Raw genomic sequence first — 25,035 nt, forward strand, 5'->3', positions numbered from 1 at the left:
GCGTCTAAAGATCGGCACCGCATCCGGCTTACCGGCGGTTACGCAAAATAGCCGAGTCCTTCGGGGAACTCGCTGACGTTCTCGTAGTGTTTGACGTCCTGGGGGGTGATGACGGTGAGCGAGGGCACCACCACGCCGAAGCCGTGCGCGGGGAACCAGTACGATCCCTGCCCGTAGTCGTTCGACGCGTCCTTCACGCGCACCTCGATACGCTCGAGGTCGAGGTGCCGAACGCTGACGTTGTCGAAGTTCAGTATATCGAGTGCCTTCTGCCTCAGATCGGATTTCCCAAGGAGGAGAACGAGGAACCCGATGCCGTCGTCTATCGTATAGTTCATGGTGACGACGGCATCCGCCTTCTCCAGCCGGACGGTGACGTCTTTGACGGTGATGTAACTGTACCGCTCCTCGCCCGCCGCCATCGCGGGAGCAATGAGAGCAGCAACCAGCATCAGCGCCATGCCGACCGCCAACCGTTTCATAGTATAGCGTATATGGTGCGGTTCTTAAAGCCTTTATGGTCGAGCCGCGCCAAACCGGCCGTATACGCGACCGTCTGACGGATAGGGCGCGCCAGACAGATTTTTCCGGAGCGCCGAAGATCTCCGGCGCACCGTGCAGGAACGCCGCCACGAGAAAAGCCGTTCGAACGGAGGAGTTCCGCCGACAGCCAGCCGCTACGCTCTATTGACCGGTATCAAAAAAGTGCTTCGGGATCTCACTTCGCATGAGCGAGGACAATCTCGATGCTTGATACGTTCGTCTTCCCGGTATCGGTGTCGATCATCTCGGTCGACGTGAAGATCTCTTTTTTGTCCACGTTTGCAAGGAACCGGTTGAGTGCGATCTCCGCCGTATCGACCGCACGTGAAATTGCCTTCCCCCGGGCCTTAATCGCGACTTCCTCCGCTCCGTTATTGAACTGGGTGACCACCGCAAGCACGTAGTTCATGACCGGTTTGTTTCCCACGAATACTGTGTTGTCCTTTATCATTAGCCCACCTCGTCTAAAGGTACTTCCTCGAGCATATCAGTTCTGCGTTGAGGACGGATGCGCCTGCGGCCCCACGGATGGTGTTGTGGCCGAGCGCAACAAACCGTAATCCTTCGCGGATCCTCCCGACGGAGACAGTCATGCCCCGCCCGCGGTTACGGTCGAGCCGTGGCTGCGGACGGTCGGACGGGTCGAGGAGCTCAACGGCCTTCTCCGGCTGTAAGGGTAGATTGCTTAAGGGGGACTTAAAGTTTGCGTAAACTTTTTTCACCTCGGCAACCGGCTCCTTTACGTCGACCCAGACCGCAATGGTGTGCCCGTCGATGACGGGGACCCGGTGACAGCTTGCGCTCACGCTGAACGGAGCCGGAGTTACCGCGGAACCGTCGAACGACCCCATGATCTTCAGCGTCTCGCTCTCCATCTTCTCCTCTTCGGAGCCGATGTAGGGGACGACATTGTCGTAGATGTCCATGGCGGAGACGCCGGCAAATCCGCCTCCCGAGATTGCCTGCATGGTCGCCACGCGGACGTCATGGAACTCGAACGACCGGAGGGGTGCAAGGGCCAGCGCAAGGACGATCGTCGAGCAGTTCGGGTTCGTCACGATGAATCCCTCACGTCCAAGATCCCGCTGGACGTCGATCAGGCCGAGGTGATCCGGGTTGACTTCCGGGATCACCAGCGGAACATCCGCGTCCATGCGGTGCGAGCGGGCGTTGCTGCAGACACCGATACCCGCTTCGGCGATCTCCGTCTCAAGGGACGTCGCCACTTCGGCGGGCAGTGCCGAGAAGACAAGATCGCAGTCCTTCAGGCTCTCGACGGTTGTGGGAGTGACGACGATATCACTGACGTTGTCCGGGTACGGCGCATCGAGGCGCCAGTTGACCACCTTGCCGTACGGTTTTCCCGCACTCCGCTCAGATGCGGTCAGGGTCTGGAGATTAAACCAGGGATGATCCGCCAGCAACTGGACGAAGCGCTGTCCCACCGCTCCTGTGGCACCAAGCACTCCTACGTTTATCATAGACAAAAATATCTGTAGTGTAGGTGGTATTAAAAGAGTTGGTTTCTTTATTCCATGGAGATTGCTTCCGACGGGCACTCGTCGACGCAGGTTTCGCAATCAACACAGAGGTCAACGTCGACTTTTGCCTTGCCGTCTTCCATGGTGATGGCGGAAGCCGGGCAGACGTCCACACAGGTTTCACAGCCGGTACACTTCTCAATATCAACAACTGCTGCCAATTTGGTTCCTCCGAACGTACATAGTTTATGACTGCACCAAAAATAAATTTCGCTTTCCCTATCACAGCCCGAGGACATCCTGCATCCCGTAGATGCGCGGCTCCCTGCCGACGACCCAGCGTGCGGCCCGGACGGCGCCCTGGGCGAAGACCGCCCGGTCGTAGGCCCGGTGAGAGACCTCGATGCACTCGAAGTTCCCGGCAAAGAGAACGGAGTGATCGCCGACGATATCGCCGCCGCGGATGACGTGGACACCGATCTCGCCTTTCCGCTCGGTCTCGCCGACACGGCCGTAGACCTTCTCGCGGCCCCCGAGTTCCCGGTCCAGGATCTCGAGGATGGTCTTCGCCGTGCCGCTCGGGGCATCCTTCTTGTAGCGGTGATGGGCTTCGGTGACCTCGATATCGTAGTCGCCGAGCTCGCGTGCCGCTTCCCGCACGAGTTTCCAGAAGATGTTGACGCCGACGGAAAAGTTGCTCGAGATCACCGCCGGGACGGTTCCTTCGACGGCGCTCGCGATCGTCTCCCGCTGCTCGGGGGAGAACCCCGTCGTCCCGACGATGAGCGCCACATCGTTTCGGGCGGCTGCTTTGATGTTCTCGACCGCAGCGGCCGCGACGGTGAAGTCGATCAGGACGTCGGGCTTCTTCTCGTTCAGGAACGCGTCGATCTTCGCCGCCGGGACGACCTCGGTCTTAAAAAGCGTCCCCTCCCGCACGTCGATGCCGCCGACCAGTTCCATGTCGGGGGCCTCGTCGACGATCCGGCCGATATTGGTTCCCATACGTCCCAGGGCACCGGATACGACTACCTTAACCATGATTTACCAGCACCTTCCTCAGTTGTTCCGTCTTTGCTTCGTCGAGCTCGTCGAGCGGCAGCCTGACCGGTCCCGCAGCCATCCCGAGGAGTTCCACCGCCTTCTTCACGGGGATGGGGTTCGTGTCGATGAACATCGCCCGCATGAGCACAGCAAGTTCGTAGTGCAGAACCCGTGCGCGGGCAAGGTCGCCGGCCCGGAAAGCCTCGTACATCCCGACCATCCGGCCGGGGTCGACGTTTGCCGCTACCGATATCACGCCAGCACCCCCTACGGCGAGGACGGGGAGGGTCATTGCGTCGTCCCCGGAGATCACGCTGAACTCCTCGTCCCGTGTCTCCTCGATGATGCGGGAGATCTGGGTGATGTCGCCGCTTGCCTCCTTGATCCCGACGATGTTCGGGTGCCTCGCGAGCTCGGCCACCAGGTCGGGCTGGAGGTTCTGCCCCGTCCGGCCGGGGACGTTGTAGAGGACGATCGGAATATCGAGGTCGGCAAGTTTCGTGAAGTGCTTGACGAGTCCGGAACGGTTCGGCTTGTTGTAGTACGGGCTGATGACGAGCGCGCCGTCCGCACCCGCGTCCTTCGCGGACCGGGTCAGGCGAACGGCCTCCTCCGTGTTGTTCGATCCCGTCCCGGCAAGCACCGGCACCCGTCCGTCGACGACCTCGACGGTCTTGCCGATCACCTGTTCGTGCTCCTCGAACGTGAGCGTCGCGGACTCGCCGGTCGACCCGCAGGGCACGATGCCGTGAACCCCGCGCTGCAGGAGTGATTCTATGTTGGACTGTAATCCTTCAATATCGAGACTCGCTCTCGAGTCCCGGTAAAAAGGGGTAATGATCGCCGGAAGGATTCCCTCAAACATACAGTTTGGTTTACCGCTTCTTTGTATTTATCTTTCTTGAGATGTACCCGGCAACCCGGTTCCTGACGGCCTTGCTGTCGATCATGGCGACTTCGGCGACAGCGTGCTTATTCTCTTCAAAGTCTCCACTGAACCTGCTGCGGTGCTTGACGATGAGTTCTTCGCCGAGGTTCTTGATATATGACGGTTTGATTCCCATGTGGACCTACCCTTACAATTGTGCATAGGTAATGCGATTTGACAGTTTAAGAATATTTTGTGCGACCGTAACCGGATCTTCCCCGAGAACCCGGATCATCGGCTCTTTCCCCACGGCCCCCCGGTCGTAGATGACGTCGGGCACGCCCTCCCTGCAGCAGGAGGCGACGCCCCAGTCCATCGTCTGCATGCCCACCGGTTCGTTCTCCCGGTCGAACGAGCAGACCTCGAAGAGAAGGTTCTCGAGTTCCGGGAGGATTGCTTCCGAGAAGCGGATGTTCGCCGCGCTCCTGATCCGCGGGTCGAAACGCATGGCCGTAATGACGATCCGGGCCACGTGGTCGCTTGCCCCGAACGCGATCCCCCCGACGGGGTGCACCTTATCTGCGAGCCTGACGATCCGGCCGGGGACTCCCGCCACGTCGTCTTTGCTCCGCGCATCGGGCAGGGCGTAGACGATGTTCATCCCGACCTCCGGGATGAGCCGGGCGTCCATCCGCTCGACGAGAAGCCCTACGGCCTCTTCCACGCGATCGATCACCTTCCCGCGCTCTTGCATCATGCCTTCTATCCTCGGTCAGGGAGCCATATATGGGTTGCGCTCAGCCGAGACCGAGATCGCCGCGGGCTTCCGCGAGCCCCTCGATCGCGAGGCGGTAGAACGTCTCCATGTCCATCAGGGATTCGATCATCCGGATCCTCTCGCGCTCGCAACCGGCGGCAAACGACTTCTCCTTGAACTTCTTCTTCACCGTGCGGGGGCTGACCTCGTCGATCGCCCCGCCCTTCACCAGGGCGCAGGCGATGATCAGGCCCGAGACGCTGTCCGCCGCCTGGAGCGCAACCTCGACCGGCCGGACGTAGTCCCCAAAGAGCAGGTGGTTGTGGCGCCTGACGATATCCGCGATCTCTTCAGAGACACCGTTCTCGATGAGAATCCGGTAACCTTCGACACCGTGCCGCTCCATATCCCCGCAGACGATGTCGTAGTCGATGTCGTGCAGAAGCCCGATGATCTCCCACGTCCCGGCATCCTCGCCGAGATGCTCCGCAACCTTCCTCATGATGGCGGCCGTGGCATGGCTGTGCGTCGGGCCGAACGCGACCGGCCGAAGGGCGGGAACGTGAGCACCGTTAGGTGCGAAGGGCCGTAGCAGCAGCACCGCAGGTGCGACTTGAATGATGTGGGACGGCGATGTCACATAACGCCGGAGCAGAGCCGGTGCCTCGTCTCTCTCCATGTGTGTGGAATTGTCGGTCGTCCCGGATAAGCGTGTGGGTCGCCACCGCCCTATGGATAGAGATATACCTGCACGTACCCCACCTGTTTACATGAATCTACGGGTTCTTGAGGTGCTGGCCGCATTCGGGTGCCTCGCACTGTTTGTCGTGCTGCTGGTGGCGCTGCCCGAACTTATGAATGGGATGGAAGGGCTTGCATACGTCGTCGCACTGGTCGTCTTCATCGCCGTGCTCAGTATCGCCGGCTACCTGATCGATAAAAAGGCCGCTTAACTCCGCTTCTTCTTGATATTTTTCTTGAGCCGGTAGTAACTCAGCGGGTGGTTGACCCGTTCGCAGTCCCTGTCCCGGTTGGCGCAGAGCCCGAACGTGCGCATGGTGGCGCACGACGGCGGGGTATACTCGGTGCCGCCCCGGCCGGAGATGTGCTCCACCTGGTACATCGTCATGTCCGGGTCGAAGTCGGGAGCCCGCGCGAACACGTCCGCTATCTGCGCGACGTTCATCCCGATGGTATGGAGGAACGACGTGATGGCGAACCTGCCCATGTGCGTCAGGTTGGTCCCCGCGGTGATCGCCTGGATGAGCGCGGAAATACAGGGGGGGAACGCCTCCTCCCTGACCTCGCCGAACTGCTCGAGGACCTGCTGCTGCTGCAGCGCGGCAATCTCACCCGTCACCGGCGCGAGGCGTTCGCAGATGCCCGCCGGAACACGGAGCGGCAGCTGGTCGGCGATGATCGCCCGGATCCGTTCCCGGATGAGCTCGTCGATCTCGCCCGGTTCAAGGTTCACGCCCCCCTGCCGGACATCCCTGTTGACGAGCCGCCACCGCCTGTCGCGCAGGTGAGGAACCAGTTCGACATACCGGGTGACCGGCATTGCAGCCGCTCCGGTATCGATGCCGACGCTCCAGGCAACGAACCGCCGGATCTCCGGCTCTTCGGCCGCGAGGAAGAAGGATGCGCGTTCGGCCTCGTAGCGGGCAAGGCGGTCGACGAGCGACCGGTCGCCGACGCAGGAGACGAGCAATCGGGCGATGGCGTAACTCGCGATCTCGAGCTCGGGCTTGAGGTTCTGCGTATTTTCGTCCTGGAACTCCTTTTTGAACGTGAGCGCGGCAACCACCCGTTCCTTTGCCCGCTCGAGCGCCGCGTCGCCCGGGCTGCTTCCGAGGAACTCTTCGAGCGACTCCACGTGCCGGCGGGCCAGCTGCTGCGATTCTTTCAAAAAGGGATATTTGATGAGTTCTTTGCGATCGAGTACGATACCCATCAATCGGCCTCGATCCGAGGAGCAAGGAGATACTCGACGCGGCCGTTGCCGTCCGCAATGTCAAAGACAAACCTTACCGGGTGATCGATGCCGAGGTAGACCTCCACCTCGTCCGCGCGCGCCATGACCCGGCCCATGTCCTTTAAGTAATCGATCGAGAAGAGCGAACGGGCCTGCACCGGGTTTAAGGCGACGAGTTCGTCCTCGCCGAGCGCGAGTTTGATGTGGTCGGTGTCTCCCTCCGCCTCCATGTAGAAGGTCATGGCATCGGGGTCGATCCCGAGCGCGATCTTGTCGGAGATGACGGCGGCGGCTTTGATGGCGTTGTTCAGCGCGTCGCCCGGGACGACCGCCTTGCCGGGGAGGTCGATTCCCGGCGGGTTCGGATCTTTCCGGATGGTGTTGACATCAAGGAGCGAGATGGAGTAGCGGTAGCCGCCGAAACTCAGTTCCAGTTTCCGCTCTTCGTCGAGCAGGGTCAACGTCAGTGCGTCGCCCTTCCCCATCATCCCGATGATGTTCTTCAGCTTTGCGATATCCAGACCCAGCTCCCCGACCGTCGCCGAGAACGAGTTGAACGCCGTGCTCTGGAGTTCCAGGGAGACCATGGCCACATTTGCGGTGTCGACGGAGCGTGTCCGGATCTGGTCCTCGGCTGTGTGCAGGCGGCACTCCGTCACCAGTGCGGCGATCGCGTCGATGGATTCCCGAAATATTTCTGCGTCAATCGTTGCCTTTAACATTGTGACCCCTTATTAAACTCTCGTTGAAAGTATATAATCACCCTATTCATTATAGTGCTTTACGATCAAAATCGGCGGTAGACCTATGGCGGCGGTCGCGGCAGATGCCGATCGCCCGGTACTCCGGAACCGTATCATTCATGTTTAACAGCATCGAATACTATACATAATCTTCTTGATTGTGCTGGAGGTCGGATCCGTCAGCCTCAAGCGGAGGGTAATCTCCCCATGGGTTCTCAATGGACTAAGGACAGCGTCTATCGAAAGGCGATGAAGGCGGGATACCGGGCACGTGCCGCCTACAAACTGCTGGAGATCCAGCAGAAGAACGGCATCATCAGGCCCGGCGACAATATCGTCGACCTCGGGGCGGCGCCGGGCAGCTGGCTGCAGGTGCTCCGCGACCTGACGGACGGCAGGGTCATCGGCGTGGATCTCAATCCCATCGCGCCCATGGAAGGCGTCACCACCATCGTCGGGGACTTCACCGACCCCCTCGTCCAGGAGCGCATCCGCGAGGAGGCCGGCGGCGTCGTCAGCGTCGTGGTCTCCGACGCCTCGCCGAAACTCTCAGGCCAGAAGAGTTACGATCAGGCCCGTGCGATCGGGCTCGGCGAGGACGCACTGGTGTTTGCCTGCACGATCTTAAAACCCGGCGGCAACCTGGTGATAAAGTCGTTCCAGGGCGAGCTCTTCGGCGAACTGATTGCCGAAGCAAGGAAGCACTTCTACTCCGTCCGGGGCTACAGGACGAAGGCTTCACGGAAAGGGAGTGCCGAGACCTATATTATTGCAAAAAATTTCAAAGGAACATGCGATGGTGTTGAAGGACCCCTATAACCGGACCGTAACCAACCTCAGGATCAGCCTGACCTCCCGGTGCAACCTGCGGTGCATCTACTGCCACGCCGAGGGCGAGGTGAACCCGGAGGAGCAGATGAGCGCCGGGGATATCGCCGAGCTGATGCGGGTGGGCGTGCAGTTCGGTATCAGGAGCATCAAGTTCACCGGCGGGGAGCCGCTGCTCCGCCGCGACCTCGTCGAGATCATCCGCTCGGTGCCGCCGGGAGTGGAGTCGTCCCTTACGACGAACGGGACGCTGCTCGCGGCGAAGGCCGCGGAGCTCAAAGAGGCCGGGCTTGCCCGGGTGAACGTCAGCCTCGATACGCTTCGCCCCGAGCGTTACCGCGAGATCACGGGCAAAGACTGCCTCGCGGACGTTCTTAAGGGGATCGACGCGGCGATCGAGGTGGGGCTGACCCCGGTCAAGCTCAACATGGTGCTCCTCGACGGCATCAACGAGGACGAACTCGACGACTTCATGGCGTTCGTCCGGAGCAAGCAGGACGTCATTCTGCAGGTCATCGAGCTGATGGAGTTCAACGAGTGCAAGTTCCACGGGGACGTGGACAGTGTCGAGCAGGACCTGAACGACCGGGCGAAACGGGTCGTCACCCGCCGGATGCACCACCGCAAGAAGTACTGCCTCGACGGCGCCGAGGTCGAGGTGGTCCGCCCGCTCCACAACACGGAGTTCTGCGCATTCTGCAACCGCCTGCGCGTGACCTCGGACGGGAAACTCAAGCCCTGCCTTCTCAGGAGCGACAACCTGGTCGATATCCGGGGCAAGCACGGCAAGGAACTCGAAGACGCCTTCCGCGAAGCCGTCGGCAGGCGGAAGCCGTTCTTTGTTTAAAGCGATGTTCAGCCCGCAGGGCTGAACGGAGCTTGAGAAAATTGCGCAGCAATTTTCGATGGCGACGCGTGCCCCGTTAGGGTGTGACGGACGGAACGTCCGGAGCATGAGCACCATCAGGTGCGAAAGCAGGCGGAGTTTGAGAAAACGCGAAGCGTTTTCGAGCAGCGACGTTCCGATAGGAACGGAGTTTGAGCACCGAAGGTGCGAAGGCGATGTTCGGCCCTCTCGAACACCGGCCCTCCGGCCCGTCGCTACCCGAAGGCCATCGGCCATCTCATGCTTCGGTTCTAACGAACCAGAGCCCGTCAGCGCCCCGTATCACCGCCACTGTTGTGCGGAAGCAATACTTTTTGTACCACTCTCCCCAATAGGAGAGAGTATGCTGGAAATGAACGAGTACGTCCGCGTCATGCAGAAAATGTACAGCAAATCGCTGATCCTGGAGAGCCCCGCCGAGTTCCACCCGGTCCTGCACTTCTACTTCACCGACGCCCTCGCCCACATCGACTACACGCTCAGCACCCTGGCCTACAACTACATGTCGCCACGGAACATCATGAGCATGGAGTATATGCGGTGGCGCCTGGACGAAGAGAAGGTCGGCGACCGGGCACACTTCCCCGGGTTCGTCAACTGGCTCAAGGAGGAGCAGCCGGAGAAGTACGAGGAACTCCCGATGCTCTGGTCCGGCGTCTACGACGACGACGACCCCGCCCAATACCGGAGTTTCCGGATCGTGCTCAACCCCGACGATAAGAAAGCGATTCCGGCCGATTACCTCTCGACGTTCATCGACGAGTTCTTTGATGCGAAGTTCATCAAACAGCTCTATAAGACCTCGTCGCTCGCCCGGCTCTTCGACGAGTACGTCCGGAGCAGATCGGCATAAGAGGACCACTCTATGGATGTTGCTCGACTCGCTTCCTCGCTCATCCGGATCAGGAGCGAGAACCCCCCGGGGAGCACGGCGGATGTCGTCGCGTTCATCGGGGAGTTCTTCGATGCGCTCGGGGTGAAGAACCGTATTATCTCGCATCCCGGCGGCCGGGACAACCTGGTCACGACCGGGGCCGGTTCCCGGCTCCTCCTCTGCGGCCACGTCGACGTGGTCCCCGCCATCCCCGACGACTGGACGCACGATCCCCATAGCGGGGAGGTTGCCGGCGGTTACGTCTGGGGAAGAGGGGCCACCGATATGAAAGGAGGATGCGCCGCCCTCCTTATCGCCTACCGCGACCTCATCGAGAGCGGGGTGGAGCCGGAGGTCCAGTTCGCCTTCGTCTGCGACGAGGAGACCGGCGGGGAGTACGGGATCCGGTCGCTGCTCGCGCAGGGTCTGCTCGAGCCCCGCGAATGCCTGATCGCCGAACCGACGCCGGAGACCAGCCCGGCGATCGGGCAGAAAGGCCTCTACCGGGTCGACCTCTCCTTCCGCGGCAGTCCGGGCCACAGTTCCCTCTACCCTCTGGTGGGGAAGAGCGCCGTCATGGCGGCGTTCGATCTCGTCGGCTACCTGCGGGAGGTTCACGCCCGCCCGTTCCCTCCCGGCAGGGACCTGCAGCCGCTCGTCAACCAGTCGGCCCGGGTCTTCCGCGACATCTTCGGCATCGAGGGAGGGGACGAGATCCTGACCCGGGTGATGTTCAATCCCGGACGCATCGAGGGCGGCGAGAAGGCGAACATCGTGGCGGAGCAGTGCCGGATGGAGCTCGATATCCGGGTGCCGTGGGGCTGCTCCCTCGACGATCTCAGAAAGGGCATCGCCGAGCACGCACCGGATGCCGTCATACGCGAGACGGATGTGGCCGAACCGACCCTGACGCCTCCGGACGCCCGCGTCGTCCGGACGGTCTCTCGCGAGGTGGAGCGGGTCTACGGGACGGTGACGCCGTTCCTCCAGTGGGCTGCAAGCGACGCGAAGTACCTCCGCGACGAGGGGTTCGACGTCGTGGAGTACGGACCGGGGGAGATCCCGACGCTGCACGCGGTGGACGAGCGGATCGGCGTGGAGCAGCTCGAGCGAGCGGTGGATATCTATCGCGGGGTTATCCGGGCGTACTCCCGGTAGCCGTCAACTACAATCCGCTTTTTTTCCGGTTCAAACTGACCGGCGCCCGTCTCATCATGCTTTCGTCCACGTGTAGTGCCTGTTCACCATATAGTTCCAGGCAAACGCGGTGAAGACCCCTGCAAGGTTCGCGACGAGGTAGTAGACCCCGGCGACGTCCGTAAGGAGGTAGAGAGCGGCCATGTTGATGACGAGCCCGCCCATCGAGACCGCCTGAAACGATCCGAACCGCGAAACCTTCCGCTTGAACTTCAGGAATTCTATCGACCGAAACGTCCAGACATCGTTCAAGACGAAGTTGTTGACGATCGAGAGTTCGATCGCGATTACCGCCGAGACGAGATAGTAGAGGCCGGCAATCTCGGTCAGGGCGTAGAGGAGCCCCATGTTGACGAAGATGCCGGAGAGCCCGACAAGCCCGAACCGGACGACCTTTTTCCACTCGGCCCATACCGGTCCTGTCCGGCGCGTGACGGAGAACCGGACGATCCCGCCGCATTGCCGGAGGTAATCGACCATCGTGCCGGCCCGGAGTTTGCTCGCCCCCTCCTCCCGGTCTTTGAAGACGAACGGTATCTCGACAACCGTTCGCCAGCGGCCTTTGCCGAGAATCTCCGTCAGGATCTTGTAGCCCCGCGGCGCGAGCGGGGCGCCGTCTACGACCTCGCGCCCCACGGCAAAGAACCCGCTCACGGGATCGGTGATCTCGGGGAAGAGAATGCGGCCGAACGCGGTTGCCCCGAGTGATATGATCCTCCGCTTGAGCGGCCACGCCTCGATATCGCCGCCCTTCGTGTACCTGCTCCCGACGGCGATGTCCGCGCCGCCCCGTATCGCCTCGTAGAACCGGGGGATGAGATCGGGAGGGTGCGAGAAGTCGGCGTCGATGACCTGCAGGATATCCGAGCGCGCCGACCGGAATCCCTCGACGACCGACTGCGAGAGGCCGTGATCCTCCCTCCGCACGATCAGGCGCACGTTCTCCTGCCGGCCGGAGATCTCCCGGACGATCGGGATCGTGCGGTCCTTCGAGTCGTCGTCCACCACCAGGATCTCGCCGCGGATGCCGTTTTGCGTCAGAACCCCGTCGACCGCATCGATGATCGCGGCGATGTTCTCCTCCTCGTTGAAGGTCGGGATGATCACCGAGAGATCACAGGGTTCGGCCATTGTCCTTTTCCTTTAGGCAGACCTGAAGAGCTTGATCCCCGTTTGCTGCCCGACAAACTGCGCGTTCTCACCAAGCCAGTCCAGTGCATCCTCGCCGGGGTTCGCTGCAAAGATATCGCCGGTCACGACGTAGAACGCGCGCCGATCCGGGTACCGACCGCGGATAGCCTCAAGGTCGCCCCCGGTCGTCGCCGCGAGTTCGATGGTCCCGTCGGTCGTGTTACTGTAGTAGTAGTCGAGCGGAAGCGCCGTGTAGGACGGCAGCACGACGACGAGATCTCCTTCTCCGGTCATCCCGCCGAGTTCCGCGGAGAAACCCCGCCAGTCGTTCTTCTGCGGTGTCGTGTAGTAGGTGGAGAGAAACGGGGCGCTGACGAGGATTGCCGCCGCGATGAAGAGAGCGACCGCCCACCTCTCCCGCACGAGGGCACGGAGCGCGGGATACGCCGACGCGATTCCGATGAAGTAGACCGGGAGGAGGTAGATGAGGTAGCGCGGGATCATCGGCATCCGTGAGGAGAGGACGAGGCTCGCCGCCAGCGGGATGATCATCACGAAGACGAGGAGGAGCCCACCGCTCCTGTCCTCGTGCCAGGTATGGGCGACGCCGAGCAGGAAGAGGAGGAGGAAGGCAACCAGGACGGCGATGCTGTGTCCCGACGCCTCGATAAGGGTCACGTAGACGACGTCAAGCCCCTGCATGCCGAACGTCGGGGCGGATGATGTTCTCACCCGGAAGAGGCCGAACGTGACGATGAGCAGGGGGAGGGCGGCGACGACGAAGGCAGCGAGCCCGAGAGCAGGACCCCTCGCGTTCCTGGCGTCTTTTCGGATCCCTCCGGCGCGGACGACCAGGGCGTGGAGGACGAGGACGGCGACCGGCACGATGGCGTAGAAGTGCATCCAGAAGGCGACGGCGGAGAAGATCCCGAAGAGGATCCAGGAACGGGTCTCGTTCGATCTGTTCGCCCGCACGTAGAAGAGCAGGGCGAGGGAGAAGAAGAAGAGCATGGGGGCGTACGCCCGGGCCTCCTGGGAGTAAAATATGTGAAAGGGCGAGAACGCGAGGAGGGCGGCGGCGATGAGCCCGACGTTTCTGTCCTTAAACCCGGACCCGATGAGATACACGACGGGGATCGTCAGGACGCCGAGGAGCGCGGGGAGAAACCGGAGCACGAGCTCGCTCTCCCCGAAGACGAGCATTCCGTGCTCCAGCCAGTAGAAGAGCGGCGGATTGAACTCTCCGCCGGCCGTGCTCTCCCAGATGCCGGCAAGCGACTGCCGGGCAAACGAGAGGGTCGCGGCCTCGTCGAGCCAGAGCGAGTTTCCGCCGAGGTTGTAGAACCGGAGGAGGGCGCCGATGGCGGCGAGGCCCAGGAGGACCCAGGACGCCGTGCCGTTTTCCGGAGTGCCACGCCGGGTTTTTGCGCTCTCGCATGGGTCGCTCGCGTCGCCCGGAATAGACGTCCCGGTGTCTCTGTGCTGTATCTTATGTCTCTTCGGCACCGTCATCAGCCGAGCGATAGAGATACGAGTGTCCAATAAAAAGATTCCCCCGCCGGAAGTGCACGACCGGCTTCTCACGGGAATGTCGGCGGCTCTCCTGTTCCGCTCCGGCAATGCACCGTCAGAGATCGTGTCGCCAGGACAGGCCGGCTTCCAACGACATTTTCTGCCGGTTAATAACTATCGAATAAAATGTTTCTTCCGATATTCAAGAGTAAAAACATAAATATCCCTCTGCATAATCCCTCTACGATGAGCAAGGTGTATAAATCGCTCTTTGTAGTTGCGGTGATGATCCTGGTCCTCGCGTCCGCCGGGTGCGCGGAGATGCCGGCGGCTAACGATCCGGGCTGGTCCGGAGGCCTTTCGCCGGAAGAGCAGGGCGGAGAGGACGACCCCGGATACCTGACCCCGGCAACCCCGTATCCGACTGCAACGAACAGTATGGCCGGCCCCACGCTCAGCAAGCCGACGGAGGTTCCGCCGACGCCGGACCCCTACGTGACGCTCTTCAACAAAACGATAGAGTTCAGTCCCGCTCACCTGAGGGAAGCCTACTCCTTCAACCTGACCGCGCCCCCGCTCATCATCGACTTCGACGTGGAGCCGAAGATGGTCACGCGGGAGAAACATACCACGAGCGATTACGGCAGCAAAAAGGATGTGGTCGTCAAGCAGACCTATCCGAGCGAGGACTCGTGGTTTGCGGTGACCGTCAGGGAACGTGAATCCGGCGAGATCGTGGCCGAGGACGGGTTCGGGAAGCGTTTCGGTACGGCTACCGATAAGCGGATGTACCTCGGCAAGTTCGGGGACTACCTGATCGAGCTCTCCGGAAACGAGGCAAAGGTGCATATAAAGATGCGCGCGGGAGGCATTTAGGCCTCCCGGCCCTCACCGTCGGACGGAGTTTTGCCGGCCGAATTCCGGCACCTGCAGTCGTTGCCGTGGCGGTCCGATCGCCCGGCGAGCAATCCTTTTTAACCTGGACAACCTAGTTGTTAGGGGTAAGACACTCATTCTTGTGTCCCGGTAGGGTAGTGGATATCCTAGAAGCCTGCGGAGCTTTTGACCCGGGTTCAAATCCCGGCCGGGGCGTTTTTCGCTTTTCCATCTCTGCTTTTCATCGCGACCGTAGATCGGTGTCCTGTTCGGCCGGGCGGTGTTCCGCTGCATATACCGGATGATGAACGCTGCAATTCCAAATAGTCAATATTAATACCCTTTCACACCACCGGATAATTGTATGGAGAATTTTCAGCGCACGGAACGCTCTCCGCCGCCAGGAGGCATATCCTCGCTGACATCAATCAAAACGCAGACATCCGGCTTTTTTGGGCAGGTGATGGGATGAACATACGGGGTGCTTCGTGCAGCAGGCCGCTACCGCGAGGTGCGGGCGCATTACGGCCCCGGGGAGGGGGATAACATGACGATCCGACCCTACGCGCCGGAGCCGCTGCCCCCGCCCGGCATCGACTGGGAGAGCCATATCCCCCGGATTGCGTCGGCAAACCGCGCCCTCGCCCGGTACGACGGCATCCTCCAGGTGATCCCGAACCCCGGGCTCCTCCTCTCCCCGCTCCTGACGCAGGAGGCGGTGCTGTCTTCAAGGATCGAGGGGACGCAGGCATCGCTCGAGGACGTCCTGCGGTTCGAGGCGAACCCGAAGGAGCCGGTCGGCGATGCGGCCCTTGCCGACATCCGGGAGATCATCAACTACCGGGAGGCGCTGAATGCTGCGGTGGAAGCCCTCAAGGCCCGGCAGCTGGACACCGGCCTCGTCTGCGACCTGCACCGGGTTCTCCTGGCCGGGAGCCGGGGCATGGACCGGGAGCCGGGGTGCATCCGTACGATCCAGAACTTCATCGGGCGGGATGCGCATATCGAGCACGCGATCTTCGTCCCGCCGGCGCCGGCGGATCTCTCCGGGGCGCTCGCGGACTGGGAGGCCTACCTGCACCGCGAGGAGAAAGACGTTCTCGTCCAGCTCTCCGTCCTGAAGGCCCAGTTCGAACTCATCCACCCGTTCTGCGACGGCAACGGCCGTATCGGCCGGATGCTCGTCCCGCTGATCATGTACGAGAAGGGGCTGATCGGAAGCCCGATGTTCTATATCAGCGCCTACCTCGAGCGGAACCGGCCGGTCTACTACGAGCGGCTGCTCGCGATCTCGGGGGACGGGGACTGGAACGGCTGGATCGCGTTCTTCCTCCACGCTATCGAGGAGCAGGCCGGGGCGAACGGCCGGAAAGCAAAGGCGATCCTCGACCTTTACGACGAGATGAAGCGGACGGTGCCGGAGGTGACCCGCTCGCAGTACGCGACCGCCGCGACCGATGCGCTCTTTAAGACGCCGGTCTTCGGTTCGGCCGAGTTTTACGACCAGGCGGCAATACCGCGGAGGGCGGCGGAGCGGATCCTCCAGCAACTCCGGGAACACGGGATCATCGCCGTCCTCGCGGAGGGCGGGGGAAGGCGTGCCGCGACCTACGTCTTTCCGCGCCTGATTGCCATCACCGAAGGAGACCGGTTGTGAATACCCCGGTACCTGCAAGCCGTCCCGTGTATCGATTCGCCATGCAACGTTGTATGCACCGGCGTATACCATGCCCCGGGGGTTTTAGGGCAACCATGACCCGCAACGGAATTTGTGCGACACCCATGACCCACAACCGATCTTGTGCGACATAGAATGCACTTTTGTGTCGCACAAAAGAGGTAGTGCGACACCGCCGCCGCACAACGATCGGGGCCCGGGGCGGGGCCGCGGTTTGCGGGGCGGGGGTGGCGCGATCGGGCCGGCGAGGGTGCGGAAGCGGGAGATGGCGTATAAGGGCTCTAGGGTGGAGTGGCTTGGGGTGGTGGCGGTGATCGTAAGGGTGCCCCGGGGGTGAGGGGAGGGAATCACATTATTAAAGTCAGACAAACAGATTGGGAAAACCAAACACAAACACCATATAATTCTATTGAGAAAATCCATATGGCAAAACTCTCACTACGGTCAGGACGTTGTAAGTATGTATCTTTTTGACAGTGCTCTGAAAGCGTGCCATGGGAATACATTTATATATAAATTTATTTCCGCAAACGATATTGGAATCACCGGTTCACATCAGTCCGGGCTGTATATGCCGGTTGATTCGTGGTCACTTTTTTTTGATACCGCTGGTTTAAAAGGGACAAACAAGGATAGAGAGATCAGAATTACCTGGAACGATGAAATAACAACCGATAGTCGTTTTATCTGGTATGGACAGGGTACCCGAAGTGAATACCGTTTAACGCGATTTGGTCGGGGATTTCCCTATCTTAATGATGACAATGTGGGCTCACTTTTCATACTCGCAAAGACCGAAGAGGATGAATATCTTGCATACATCCTTGACTCAGATGAAGATATCGAGAGGTTCCTTGCAGAATTTGAATTATCTTCTCTCGACCTAGCAGGGGTTGTTAGTAGCGAAAAACAGAAGAGATCTCTGCAACCATCACTCACAGTTGAACACTTGTTTGCGCAATTTTTCAACTCTTTGACCGTTGAGTTCCCGTCGACAATTGAGATGTCCCTAGCAGCACAAAACATCTGTTCACAGATTTACGGATTTTCTTCATCTAGCCCTGACAGATTTCTACTCAAATGGCTCGAAACAGAGTATGATCTTTTTAAATTCATTGAAGGCAGGCGGTATTCAAATATAATATGCGATCCTTTTGAAAATATTGAACAACTTCTTGAATTCGCAAACACAATACTTAACCGGCGTAAAAGCCGTGCGGGCAAGTCCCTTGAGAATCATCTGGCTTCCATGTTTAGATATCACAACATTCCATTTTCACAGGGTGAAAAGACTGAAGGCAATAAGAGACCGGATTTCATTTTCCCTAATATCGATATGTACCATGAGCCTTCTTTTCCAGCGGGTAATTTGATATTTCTCGGCGCGAAAACCACATGCAAAGATCGCTGGCGTCAGATTTTAAATGAGGCAGATAGAATTGAATTAAAGCATCTCTTTACTCTTCAGCAGGGTATTTCCCACAATCAACTCGGCGAGATGGAAGAGGCTGGAGTACAGCTCGTTGTTCCAGAACCACATCGGGGGTATTTTCCAGGTGATTTCAGGGAGAAAATAATTAATCTTGAGCAATTCATTAATCTGGTCCAGAGTAAGACCCAGACTTGAATAATCAGAATAGTGTAAAATTCACCCAGAAATTTATTCACATATCCCTCCTTGAACTCCAAGGCTTTATCGGATTGCAGCTACAGTCAAGACCTAGCGTTGGATTCCCGAACAGCTGGAAGTACTTCTTTGTTGTAGAACCCGCAGATACCTCTAAAGGGACAGATTTCGTGCAGGGGCCGTCGTGGTCTGCACACGGCAGCCGTAAAATCCAGCACCGCAAACAGGAACCTGCCCGGATCCTGAAGGTTAAAAAGACAGCGAGCAATTTCAGTAACTCCCTTTTTTCTTCTCAGTTCACCTTCCAACTGTAACCCATACAACCGGTTAATGAACCGCGCTATGTTTGCGTCAACCACGGGGTAGGGTTTGTGGTAGCATACGGTAAGAATGGCACCTGCAGCGTAATGCCCTACACCAGGAATTGCCAGCAACCCTTCTTCTGTTGTAGGGAATACTCCGTGATAGTTTTCGACAATAAATTGTGCTGCCATTTTAAAGTGTGCTGCACGCCAGTGCAACCCAAGATGTAGTGTAACCGTTCGGATCTCGTTGTCAGCTGCCTCAGATAGAGAGAATACATCCGGATATTTCACAATTAACTCATTGTATACCGGAACAACCTGTTCTGCTCTCGTTCTATGAAGCATAAATTCAGCAATCATGATCCGGTATGGATCCCGAGTATGTCGCCAGGGGAAATTCCTGAAGTTAGACCTGCTCCATTGCAGGAGAGTCTGCTGCACAGATTCTGCAGGTACTTTCGGGGATACATCAGATTTCATATTCGATCGATGTGATGTGCTATTTTCATTTAGCTGTATCTAACTGTGGGAGGTAATATCAGATATCCATATTGCCATAGGTTGTCCTCACAACGCAGAGTCTTAACTCACCCAATACCAATAGGCTTCTAACAGATGAAATTAGGCCTACTATAGTGTCAATCAATGAATTTCTTCTACGCCAAAGAAGGTGATAAACATACTTTCACCCCGCGATGCTAAATGTTAATATGACCAAACTCGTTGATTTCACAAGTGCTTAATCACATCAGGACCAATTGATATTGAGAACGTATCCGAGGACGATATTCAAATGCCAGATAATAAAACATTTTCAGATGATCAGAAGTTGACGTTCATCGATCTATTTGCAGGTATCGGAGGAATCAGGCTCGCTTACGAGAAAGCAGGAGCCCAGTGTGTTTTTTCTTCTGAATGGGATAAATTTGCGCAGAAAACTTATGAGGCTAACTTCGGCGAGTTACCTGAAGGCGATATCCGTAAGATTGATGCGGTAACAATTCCTGATTTCGATATTCTCTGTGCAGGGTTTCCCTGTCAGCCGTTCTCAATAGCAGGCGTCTCAAAAAAACTCAGCCTCAACAAACCACATGGATTTGATGATGAAACACAGGGAACACTTTTTTATGAGGTACTTCGGATAATCAGAGCAAAGAAACCATCTGCGTTCTTCCTGGAAAACGTAAAACACCTGGAGAGACACGACAGAGGCCGGACGTTTGCGATAATCAAGAAATCAATTGAGAATGAAGGGTATTCGTTTTTTTATAAAGTGATAAACGCAAATAAATTGGTCCCTCAAAATCGCGAAAGGATCTTTATGGTGGGGTTCAGAGACCAAGACATCACATTTAATTTTCCTGAAATTCCCGATTTGAAACCAAAAATAATTCAGATTCTGGAAGACGATGTTCCGGAAAAGTACACACTTACCGATCATCTCTGGAACTATCTACAGAATTATGCTGAAAAGCACAGGAAAAAAGGGAATGGCTTCGGGTTTGGTCTTGTCAATACTGAAAGTTATTGCAGAACCCTATCAGCAAGATACTACAAGGATGGCAGTGAGATCCTCATTCCACAGGAGGGGAAAAATCCCAGAAGGTTGACACCTCGGGAGTGCGCAAGACTTCAGGGATATCCAGATACATTCAAGATCCCGGTATCTGATACGCAGGCATACAAACAATTCGGGAATTCTGTCGCGGTGCCATTGATTGAAATTCTAGCGAGGGAAGTTGTCCGCACTTTACAACCGGAGTGTGAAACGGAGGCAGTTGCCAAGCAGGCACCTCTTTCAAAATTTGGGGTTAAACCTTCAGAATGAATAACAGATTTCTACCACTCATACTTACAACGTGGATGTCCTGGTATTGCAGGACATACCTCAATTTCCATTATCGGCACCCTTCCACAGCGATGGAATAGCTTTTTGGGGATAGGGCTTTTAAATATTACTGAGGTCTCGAAACAGGAGAACAAGAGTATGGGATTTGAGAGTCTATCCAACAGGTACACCTTTAAATTCAATGATTTTCCGGAGAGATGGTTACCGTTAATATCACTCTACGATCCAGATTTACCTTTATTTCCAATATACTACTTTCATGTCCTTTCCCCCACAGTAACCGGACGCCCGGGAGAAACCGATAGGGTCTTTGGCTATGTCGAGAAGATAAACATATTTGCCGACAATCGTGTTGATGTAACTGTTGTATTGAATAAAAACCTCCAAAATAACCGTAATACCGAATACATCGAAATTGTTGAGTCAGAAATAAGGGAACGCTTTGGATTAAATAATCCGGTTAAAAGAGAAGATTTGCAAGGCGTATTTGCCGGGAAGCTACCAGCGCAGCGGACCCTAACTGAGACAACCTCAGCGAATTTGCCGGAAGACGTTCTGAATTATCTCTGGGATGTTACCGTCTCAAACTCCTATGGTGGCCAGCTTCCATTCGGTCGGCTCTGGGATCCGGTTTTTGGACTTGTGAGATGGGTAGCGAGTTGGAACTCTCCGAGTGGAAGGAAGAGCGAGTTGATTCAAACACACTATTTCCTTTCGAGATTTGGGGTGCGAATAAATACTGGCGACGGCTATCCCAAAATCGATTTCTTCCTTTTACCAACATACGAAGAGTTGAGAGATAGCTCCAACCCTCTGACATGGTTTCCTGAGTTCTCTAAATTGGTTAATGTTACAAAAGCAATTCACGATAATTACTGCGAAGACATCGATGTTAGGGAAATGAAGTTCTCAAAATTTAATGCCCCATTTAAAAAAGCGAGCGCAAAAAAGGGGGAGAACGGATGGACCGCAGAAAAACTGAAAACGATCCTAATGGGGAATGTGATACCAACAGGGGATCAGAAAGCAGCAATTGAGTGTTTTAATGCCTTCGACAAAGGACCACAAAGACCACTAATCTTACTTATGATGCTGGGAGACTTGAGAAACGATAGATGGAACCCTGAAGAACTTGACTCTGATATGTGTGGCAGGATTTATCAGATGAGCAAAAGTCAGGAAATAACAATGCAATCTCCGAAAGTCATCGCATTGTATTCCCAGCAATGCTTTGGAAATGCCGACACATTTCCAATTGATACATGGATGGACACACTGTTAAGGTGGCCGCTGGCAGTCTGGCCAAAAAAAGGTTCAAAACATCAATACATAACATTCTTTAAAACAACAAGAAATTTAGGTAAGGTCGAAAGACTTCTCTGGGTTGTCTGCCAAGCAAAAAAAGTCCATTCGTCTGTGTGTGGTGACATACTCTGGTGTATTAAGTATGGTTCTCAAGATGCAGATCAGAATGCATTAAATGGCGATCAGGAGACTGAAGGTAACAATACTTCAAAAAAGAAACCACGTGGGGCCAACCCATTGGCGTGCAAGATTTGCAAGCAGGATCTCAGGGACATATGTCCGGCCTATAATGGCATAAAAGACAGGAAGATTGGCTTTAACGTACCGCAGCAAAATGGTATAGATTTTGTAATTACGACCAGTGAAGGTAATAATAGCGCTATTAACCAGAAAATTACCCGGTGTATTGGCTTCAGTGTTCATGAAAATATAGTCGATGAATATTCACTGGACGATAATCCCAGTTCCTTTTCGTATGGATATCCTCATACTGGACGCCATAGCGGAGAAAAAATTACTGTGGAGGAGTTCATTAACCTGTATTGAATTTCACATCTGGCAGAAGTTGTGATCCTAATAATTGTGAGATAACCAGTCCCACGAGGATACCGGCTACGTCGGGGAGGCGACGATCAAGCGGATCGTCATCAACGATAACCCTCTCGCGTTCTTCGAGACCTTCGGCGACGCGGTCTTCCTGACGAAAGAGGAGGCCAAAGCCTACGTCGAGAACCAGGAGCGGTGGCAGGGGGTTCGGGTCAGGAAGGAGGTTCCCCGAAAGCGGCCCTGGATGGCCCTCGAACTTGAGGGTATCCGGGAGTATGATACGGTGAAGAAGCCGGAGCGGTTTGTGCCGGTCGGGGGAAGGTATCTGCGGGAGTGAAACTCATAGAACTCATAGATGATATCCGAAAATCGATATACCGGACTGAGATTAGTTGCAATCTCGCGCTTCTGATCCCCCCCACATCTAGGGCCTATTCCTGGGCGGGTATTTATAGGGCTTTACGGGGTTGTATGTTGCCTCAAATGCAACAAAGTAATCCGCTATCTCGCCTTGCAAGCGCTTGCAAGTTGAGCATCCACAAAACCTGATAGCGAGATCGCCGGTTCCCACACGGTGCATGGCCATATAGCGATAACCAAAGGGTTGTCGTTCGAACTCGCAGGCAAAGATGCTCTCGATGTTTTCGGATTTATGAACTGTTTGTGGAGCCTTAAATTCGATGAATTTTTCAAGGTACGTCAGAATTCGTGGTATGTGGATAAGGTTTCCGCATCCACCACAGAAAAGTCCCCCACCGATATTGCATTCACCGCAATGAGGACATTTTATCGGGTAATGAAAATACCTCTCGCGATCCATAAGGATCAATCATAGTAGGGTCAATATCGATGTTGTGGTTATCTTCACTATCACAGGATTGGATACATCCGACAATACGCCATCGACCGGGAAGGATCTCTCCGCCCCTCGCTCACCACCAAATTTATCGGTTCTCCCTCCCATCCCTTATTCATCAGGTGAAGCGGCTATGACCGATATTACCATCACCGTCTCCCAGGATATCGTCCAGGCGCTTCGGCTCCCCCCCGACGCCGTTGCCGCCGAGTTGCAGCGGGAGCTTGCCGTGGCGCTCTACCAGCGGGGCATCCTCTCCTCCGGGAAGGCGGCGGCGCTGGCGGAGATGAGCCGGTGGGAATGGGAGGAACTGCTCGGGGCACGGAAGATCCCCCGGCACTATGCCGATGAGGACCTCGACCAGGACATCGCTTATGCCGCTCGCAGTTAGCAATTCTTCGCCGCTCATCCACCTCTCACTGATCGGTCGTATCAGCCTGCTTCGTCGTTTCTCAGAAGTAGTCATTCCTCCTGCGGTCTGGCAGGAGGTCGTGGAACAGGGCGGCAGTCCTTTGAGCAGATCGTCCCGGCTTCGAATAGCCATCCCCCCTCGGGTGGCGCCCGGGCCGTTAGGAGAAGGCGTTTCTCCTGACGGATATGAACGAGGAGTGCATCATGAACCGCCATAGAAGATCCGGGGATCACAGAAGAGAAAGCCCGGCGTTCGGCAGGGTCTCCACAATATCGTACGAGCAGGGGTGGAACTATGAGCGGAGATGAAAAGAAACTGATACGGAACAGCACGGTTGAATTTTTGCTATTTACTTCGGCCGCCGGTGAAGACTCAATCGAGGTCAGGTACGAGGACGAAACCATCTGGTTAAGCCAGAAGATGATGGCGGCGCTCTTCGATGTGACTGTTCCGACAATAAACGTACACCTGAAAAACATCTACGAAAGCGGCGAGTTGACCCGTGATGCAACTATTAGAAAATATCAAACAGTTCAAATCGAGGGTGGTCGTGAAGTTTCACGGACTCTTGACTACTACAACCTTGATGCCATAATCTCAGTTGGATACCGCGTCAATTCCCGAAGAGCCACCCAGTTCCGTCAGTGGGCGACTCAGGTGTTAACGGAATTTGCCATTAAAGGATACGTACTTGATAAAAAGCGGATGGAGAACGGTACGTTCCTTGGGGAAGACTACTTCGAGCGCTTGCTGGCAGAAATTCGGGAGATACGGCTGAGTGAGAGACGATTCTACCAGAAGATCACGGACATCTATGCTACAAGCATCGACTACAACAGGAATGCACCAACAACACGCGAGTTTTTCGCAAACGTTCAGAACAAATTACACTTTGCGATACATGGGAATACTGCGGCTGAACTGATAATGGCGCGTGCCGACAGCAGAAAGAAGCATATGGGCCTTAGCACCTGGGAAACAGCCCCTGACGGGAAGATACTCAGAACCGACGTATCGGTTGCGAAGAACTATCTGAACGCAACAGAACTTGAATCGCTCGGAAGAATCGTCAGCGCCTGGCTTGACCTTGCTGAAGAGCGTGCCAGAAGAAAGATCCCGATGACTATGGAGGATTGGGCAAAACGCCTTGACCGGTTCATTGAGTTCGATGATCGCAAACTGCTCGAAGACCGTGGAAAGGTCACAAAAGAGATGGCAAAGGAGTTCGCAGAGAGTGAATTTGAGAAGTACCGGGTTGTTCAGGACAGACTTTTTGAGAGCGATTTCGACCGGATGCTAAAGGAGGCCGCCCCGCCCGAAGGAGAGGAACAGGATAACAAAAACAATGAGACTACTGGGGACCTGAAATAAAATATTCCTTGGTGGGCGGCACCGGATAAGAGGAATACTTGATGGGTTATATTCGGAGTGTCCGCTTCCTGATATCAATGTCGGAAATACTGCCGAAGATCTGTATATCCGGATATCTGCCGGCTTATCCGTACTTGATGGGTACTTGATCCCGACCCATGGGATCACCTGCATTCGGTTTCCGATAAACGTTGTCGACGATAGAACAAGGGCATCGTTCTTCTCCTCAAGCCGGATGGTGAAGTCGTAGGCCTCGTCTCTCCAGACGTTACGCAGATCCGGACGTCGAATCTTTCCTATGTCATGATCCCATCACATAACGGCAGAGAGGGGAGGTTTTGTGCATTCCAGGTAGCGTAACGAAAGTTCTG

The 25,035-nt window shown here is 56.5% G+C and carries 27 protein-coding genes, 1 tRNA gene and 1 pseudogene; 14 read left to right on the forward strand and 15 right to left on the reverse strand.

What is annotated here, in order from left to right:
- Positions 1-38: 38 nt before the first annotated feature.
- From SZ63_RS11050 to SZ63_RS11090, 9 genes are all read right to left on the reverse strand, one after another.
- Complete coding sequence (locus SZ63_RS11050; protein WP_048185368.1) at positions 39-482, reverse strand: hypothetical protein; 444 nt, start codon at positions 480-482, stop codon at positions 39-41.
- 236 nt (positions 483-718) lie between these two features.
- A complete protein-coding gene (gene albA, locus SZ63_RS11055; RefSeq protein WP_074369882.1) occupies positions 719-994 on the reverse strand; it encodes a DNA-binding protein Alba in 276 nt (91 codons plus the stop codon).
- Between the two features lie 13 nt (positions 995-1,007).
- Positions 1,008-2,024, reverse strand: a complete 1,017-nt coding sequence (gene asd / locus SZ63_RS11060) for an aspartate-semialdehyde dehydrogenase (protein WP_048185370.1) — start codon at positions 2,022-2,024, stop codon at positions 1,008-1,010.
- Positions 2,025-2,071: 47 nt separating this feature from the next.
- Positions 2,072-2,245 carry a 4Fe-4S binding protein gene (locus SZ63_RS11065; protein ID WP_011844296.1) on the reverse strand — a complete coding sequence of 58 codons (174 nt, stop codon included), beginning with the start codon at positions 2,243-2,245 and terminating at the stop codon, positions 2,072-2,074.
- A gap of 61 nt (positions 2,246-2,306) precedes the next feature.
- Positions 2,307-3,065, reverse strand: a complete 759-nt coding sequence (gene dapB, locus SZ63_RS11070) for a 4-hydroxy-tetrahydrodipicolinate reductase (protein ID WP_048185372.1) — start codon at positions 3,063-3,065, stop codon at positions 2,307-2,309.
- Positions 3,058-3,933 (reverse strand): 4-hydroxy-tetrahydrodipicolinate synthase, encoded by an 876-nt coding sequence (gene dapA, locus SZ63_RS11075; RefSeq protein ID WP_048185374.1) that lies wholly within the window; start codon positions 3,931-3,933, stop codon positions 3,058-3,060. Before dapA ends, dapB begins: the two co-directional genes overlap by 8 nt.
- Before the next feature lie 10 nt (positions 3,934-3,943).
- Positions 3,944-4,132 carry a 30S ribosomal protein S17e gene (locus SZ63_RS11080; protein WP_048185375.1) on the reverse strand — a complete coding sequence of 63 codons (189 nt, stop codon included), beginning with the start codon at positions 4,130-4,132 and terminating at the stop codon, positions 3,944-3,946.
- A 12-nt stretch (positions 4,133-4,144) separates the two neighbouring features.
- A complete protein-coding gene (locus tag SZ63_RS11085) occupies positions 4,145-4,693 on the reverse strand; it encodes a thiamine-phosphate synthase family protein (RefSeq protein WP_048185377.1) in 549 nt (182 codons plus the stop codon).
- A 40-nt stretch (positions 4,694-4,733) separates the two neighbouring features.
- A complete protein-coding gene (locus SZ63_RS11090; protein WP_048185379.1) occupies positions 4,734-5,372 on the reverse strand; it encodes an HD domain-containing protein in 639 nt (212 codons plus the stop codon).
- A gap of 91 nt (positions 5,373-5,463) precedes the next feature.
- On the opposite strand from SZ63_RS11090, the gene SZ63_RS11095 reads away from it, so the two are divergent.
- Positions 5,464-5,646, forward strand: a complete 183-nt coding sequence (locus tag SZ63_RS11095; RefSeq protein ID WP_241481333.1) for a hypothetical protein — start codon at positions 5,464-5,466, stop codon at positions 5,644-5,646.
- Here the strand turns inward: SZ63_RS11095 and priL are convergent.
- Positions 5,643-6,647: a DNA primase regulatory subunit PriL gene (priL, locus tag SZ63_RS11100; protein ID WP_048185380.1), complete on the reverse strand. Its 1,005-nt coding sequence runs from the start codon at positions 6,645-6,647 to the stop codon at positions 5,643-5,645. The two genes, SZ63_RS11095 and priL, sit on opposite strands and share 4 nt — an antisense overlap.
- Complete coding sequence (locus tag SZ63_RS11105) at positions 6,647-7,390, reverse strand: DNA polymerase sliding clamp (RefSeq protein WP_048185384.1); 744 nt, start codon at positions 7,388-7,390, stop codon at positions 6,647-6,649. Before SZ63_RS11105 ends, priL begins: the two co-directional genes overlap by 1 nt.
- Positions 7,391-7,618: 228 nt before the next feature.
- On the opposite strand from SZ63_RS11105, the gene SZ63_RS11110 reads away from it, so the two are divergent.
- The 4 genes from SZ63_RS11110 to SZ63_RS11125 all read left to right on the forward strand — a co-directional run bounded on the left by SZ63_RS11110 (position 7,619) and on the right by SZ63_RS11125 (position 11,157).
- On the forward strand, positions 7,619-8,230 hold the full coding sequence (locus tag SZ63_RS11110) for an RlmE family RNA methyltransferase (RefSeq protein WP_048185385.1): 612 nt from the start codon (positions 7,619-7,621) through the stop codon (positions 8,228-8,230).
- Entirely contained in the window at positions 8,208-9,086 is an 879-nt protein-coding gene (moaA, locus tag SZ63_RS11115; protein WP_048185387.1) for a GTP 3',8-cyclase MoaA, read from the forward strand. Before SZ63_RS11110 ends, moaA begins: the two co-directional genes overlap by 23 nt.
- 382 nt (positions 9,087-9,468) lie before the next feature.
- Positions 9,469-9,978, forward strand: coding sequence for a hypothetical protein (locus SZ63_RS11120; protein WP_048185388.1), 510 nt, complete (start codon positions 9,469-9,471; stop codon positions 9,976-9,978).
- A gap of 12 nt (positions 9,979-9,990) precedes the next feature.
- The gene (locus SZ63_RS11125) at positions 9,991-11,157 is read left to right on the forward strand and encodes a M20 family metallopeptidase (RefSeq protein WP_048185390.1); all 1,167 of its coding nucleotides are present in this window, start codon (positions 9,991-9,993) and stop codon (positions 11,155-11,157) included.
- Positions 11,158-11,211: 54 nt separating this feature from the next.
- Here the strand turns inward: SZ63_RS11125 and SZ63_RS11130 are convergent, their stop codons facing one another.
- Together SZ63_RS11130 and SZ63_RS11135 are read right to left on the reverse strand one after the other, a co-directional pair.
- The gene (locus tag SZ63_RS11130) at positions 11,212-12,327 is read right to left on the reverse strand and encodes a glycosyltransferase (protein WP_048185393.1); all 1,116 of its coding nucleotides are present in this window, start codon (positions 12,325-12,327) and stop codon (positions 11,212-11,214) included.
- Positions 12,328-12,339: 12 nt separating this feature from the next.
- Positions 12,340-13,839, reverse strand: coding sequence for a glycosyltransferase family 39 protein (locus SZ63_RS11135; RefSeq protein WP_082122768.1), 1,500 nt, complete (start codon positions 13,837-13,839; stop codon positions 12,340-12,342).
- Positions 13,840-14,085: 246 nt separating this feature from the next.
- Between SZ63_RS11135 and SZ63_RS11140 the strand changes: the two genes are divergently transcribed.
- From SZ63_RS11140 to SZ63_RS12780, 4 genes are all read left to right on the forward strand, one after another.
- Positions 14,086-14,715, forward strand: coding sequence for a hypothetical protein (locus SZ63_RS11140; protein WP_048185395.1), 630 nt, complete (start codon positions 14,086-14,088; stop codon positions 14,713-14,715).
- A gap of 144 nt (positions 14,716-14,859) precedes the next feature.
- Positions 14,860-14,931: transfer RNA gene (locus SZ63_RS11145), tRNA-Arg, on the forward strand.
- Positions 14,932-15,196: 265 nt separating this feature from the next.
- Positions 15,197-16,372 (forward strand): Fic family protein, encoded by a 1,176-nt coding sequence (locus SZ63_RS11150; protein WP_241481334.1) that lies wholly within the window; start codon positions 15,197-15,199, stop codon positions 16,370-16,372.
- Between the two features lie 481 nt (positions 16,373-16,853).
- A complete protein-coding gene (locus SZ63_RS12780; protein WP_082122769.1) occupies positions 16,854-18,020 on the forward strand; it encodes a type II restriction endonuclease in 1,167 nt (388 codons plus the stop codon).
- Positions 18,021-18,106: 86 nt separating this feature from the next.
- Here the strand turns inward: SZ63_RS12780 and SZ63_RS12785 are convergent, their stop codons facing one another.
- Positions 18,107-18,685 carry an HhH-GPD family protein gene (locus SZ63_RS12785; RefSeq protein WP_206539415.1) on the reverse strand — a complete coding sequence of 193 codons (579 nt, stop codon included), beginning with the start codon at positions 18,683-18,685 and terminating at the stop codon, positions 18,107-18,109.
- A gap of 433 nt (positions 18,686-19,118) precedes the next feature.
- Between SZ63_RS12785 and dcm the strand changes: the two genes are divergently transcribed.
- From dcm to SZ63_RS11160, 3 genes and pseudogenes are all read left to right on the forward strand, one after another.
- Positions 19,119-20,153 carry a DNA (cytosine-5-)-methyltransferase gene (dcm, locus tag SZ63_RS11155; RefSeq protein ID WP_048185397.1) on the forward strand — a complete coding sequence of 345 codons (1,035 nt, stop codon included), beginning with the start codon at positions 19,119-19,121 and terminating at the stop codon, positions 20,151-20,153.
- Between the two features lie 159 nt (positions 20,154-20,312).
- Complete coding sequence (locus SZ63_RS13005) at positions 20,313-22,025, forward strand: hypothetical protein (protein ID WP_156168482.1); 1,713 nt, start codon at positions 20,313-20,315, stop codon at positions 22,023-22,025.
- 58 nt (positions 22,026-22,083) lie between these two features.
- Positions 22,084-22,362: pseudogene (locus SZ63_RS11160) on the forward strand (DUF365 domain-containing protein); the annotation flags it as partial.
- A gap of 87 nt (positions 22,363-22,449) precedes the next feature.
- On the opposite strand, the gene SZ63_RS13010 reads toward SZ63_RS11160, so the two are convergent.
- Entirely contained in the window at positions 22,450-22,845 is a 396-nt protein-coding gene (locus tag SZ63_RS13010; protein WP_156168484.1) for a hypothetical protein, read from the reverse strand.
- 169 nt (positions 22,846-23,014) lie between these two features.
- On the opposite strand from SZ63_RS13010, the gene SZ63_RS11165 reads away from it, so the two are divergent.
- Together SZ63_RS11165 and SZ63_RS11170 are read left to right on the forward strand one after the other, a co-directional pair.
- Positions 23,015-23,272 (forward strand): UPF0175 family protein, encoded by a 258-nt coding sequence (locus SZ63_RS11165; protein ID WP_052959137.1) that lies wholly within the window; start codon positions 23,015-23,017, stop codon positions 23,270-23,272.
- A 315-nt stretch (positions 23,273-23,587) separates the two neighbouring features.
- Positions 23,588-24,664 carry a virulence RhuM family protein gene (locus SZ63_RS11170; RefSeq protein ID WP_048185399.1) on the forward strand — a complete coding sequence of 359 codons (1,077 nt, stop codon included), beginning with the start codon at positions 23,588-23,590 and terminating at the stop codon, positions 24,662-24,664.
- Positions 24,665-25,035: the final 371 nt, after the last annotated feature.

Origin of the sequence: Methanoculleus sediminis (genome assembly GCF_001017125.1) — an archaeon.
GTDB lineage: Archaea > Halobacteriota > Methanomicrobia > Methanomicrobiales > Methanoculleaceae > Methanoculleus > Methanoculleus sediminis.

Bases quoted from the DNA above. Each gene is read 5' to 3' on its own strand.
- SZ63_RS11110 (WP_048185385.1), top strand. From the start codon at position 7,619: ATGGGTTCTCAATGGACTAAGGACAGCGTCTATCGAAAGGCGATGAAG.
- priL (WP_048185380.1), bottom strand. From the start codon at position 6,647: ATGGGTATCGTACTCGATCGCAAAGAACTCATCAAATATCCCTTTTTG.
- SZ63_RS11130 (WP_048185393.1), bottom strand. From the start codon at position 12,327: ATGGCCGAACCCTGTGATCTCTCGGTGATCATCCCGACCTTCAACGAG.
- SZ63_RS11165 (WP_052959137.1), top strand. From the start codon at position 23,015: ATGACCGATATTACCATCACCGTCTCCCAGGATATCGTCCAGGCGCTT.
- asd (WP_048185370.1), bottom strand. From the start codon at position 2,024: ATGATAAACGTAGGAGTGCTTGGTGCCACAGGAGCGGTGGGACAGCGC.
- dapB (WP_048185372.1), bottom strand. From the start codon at position 3,065: ATGGTTAAGGTAGTCGTATCCGGTGCCCTGGGACGTATGGGAACCAAT.
- moaA (WP_048185387.1), top strand. From the start codon at position 8,208: ATGGTGTTGAAGGACCCCTATAACCGGACCGTAACCAACCTCAGGATC.
- SZ63_RS11105 (WP_048185384.1), bottom strand. From the start codon at position 7,390: ATGTTAAAGGCAACGATTGACGCAGAAATATTTCGGGAATCCATCGAC.
- dcm (WP_048185397.1), top strand. From the start codon at position 19,119: ATGCCAGATAATAAAACATTTTCAGATGATCAGAAGTTGACGTTCATC.
- SZ63_RS11095 (WP_241481333.1), top strand. From the start codon at position 5,464: ATGAATCTACGGGTTCTTGAGGTGCTGGCCGCATTCGGGTGCCTCGCA.
- SZ63_RS11050 (WP_048185368.1), bottom strand. From the start codon at position 482: ATGAAACGGTTGGCGGTCGGCATGGCGCTGATGCTGGTTGCTGCTCTC.
- SZ63_RS11080 (WP_048185375.1), bottom strand. From the start codon at position 4,132: ATGGGAATCAAACCGTCATATATCAAGAACCTCGGCGAAGAACTCATC.
- SZ63_RS13010 (WP_156168484.1), bottom strand. From the start codon at position 22,845: ATGGATCGCGAGAGGTATTTTCATTACCCGATAAAATGTCCTCATTGC.
- SZ63_RS12780 (WP_082122769.1), top strand. From the start codon at position 16,854: ATGTATCTTTTTGACAGTGCTCTGAAAGCGTGCCATGGGAATACATTT.
- SZ63_RS12785 (WP_206539415.1), bottom strand. From the start codon at position 18,685: ATGATTGCTGAATTTATGCTTCATAGAACGAGAGCAGAACAGGTTGTT.
- SZ63_RS11140 (WP_048185395.1), top strand. From the start codon at position 14,086: ATGAGCAAGGTGTATAAATCGCTCTTTGTAGTTGCGGTGATGATCCTG.
- SZ63_RS11120 (WP_048185388.1), top strand. From the start codon at position 9,469: ATGCTGGAAATGAACGAGTACGTCCGCGTCATGCAGAAAATGTACAGC.
- SZ63_RS11085 (WP_048185377.1), bottom strand. From the start codon at position 4,693: ATGATGCAAGAGCGCGGGAAGGTGATCGATCGCGTGGAAGAGGCCGTA.
- albA (WP_074369882.1), bottom strand. From the start codon at position 994: ATGATAAAGGACAACACAGTATTCGTGGGAAACAAACCGGTCATGAAC.
- SZ63_RS11125 (WP_048185390.1), top strand. From the start codon at position 9,991: ATGGATGTTGCTCGACTCGCTTCCTCGCTCATCCGGATCAGGAGCGAG.
- SZ63_RS11170 (WP_048185399.1), top strand. From the start codon at position 23,588: ATGAGCGGAGATGAAAAGAAACTGATACGGAACAGCACGGTTGAATTT.
- SZ63_RS11090 (WP_048185379.1), bottom strand. From the start codon at position 5,372: ATGGAGAGAGACGAGGCACCGGCTCTGCTCCGGCGTTATGTGACATCG.
- SZ63_RS11135 (WP_082122768.1), bottom strand. From the start codon at position 13,839: ATGACGGTGCCGAAGAGACATAAGATACAGCACAGAGACACCGGGACG.
- SZ63_RS13005 (WP_156168482.1), top strand. From the start codon at position 20,313: ATGGGATTTGAGAGTCTATCCAACAGGTACACCTTTAAATTCAATGAT.
- dapA (WP_048185374.1), bottom strand. From the start codon at position 3,933: ATGTTTGAGGGAATCCTTCCGGCGATCATTACCCCTTTTTACCGGGAC.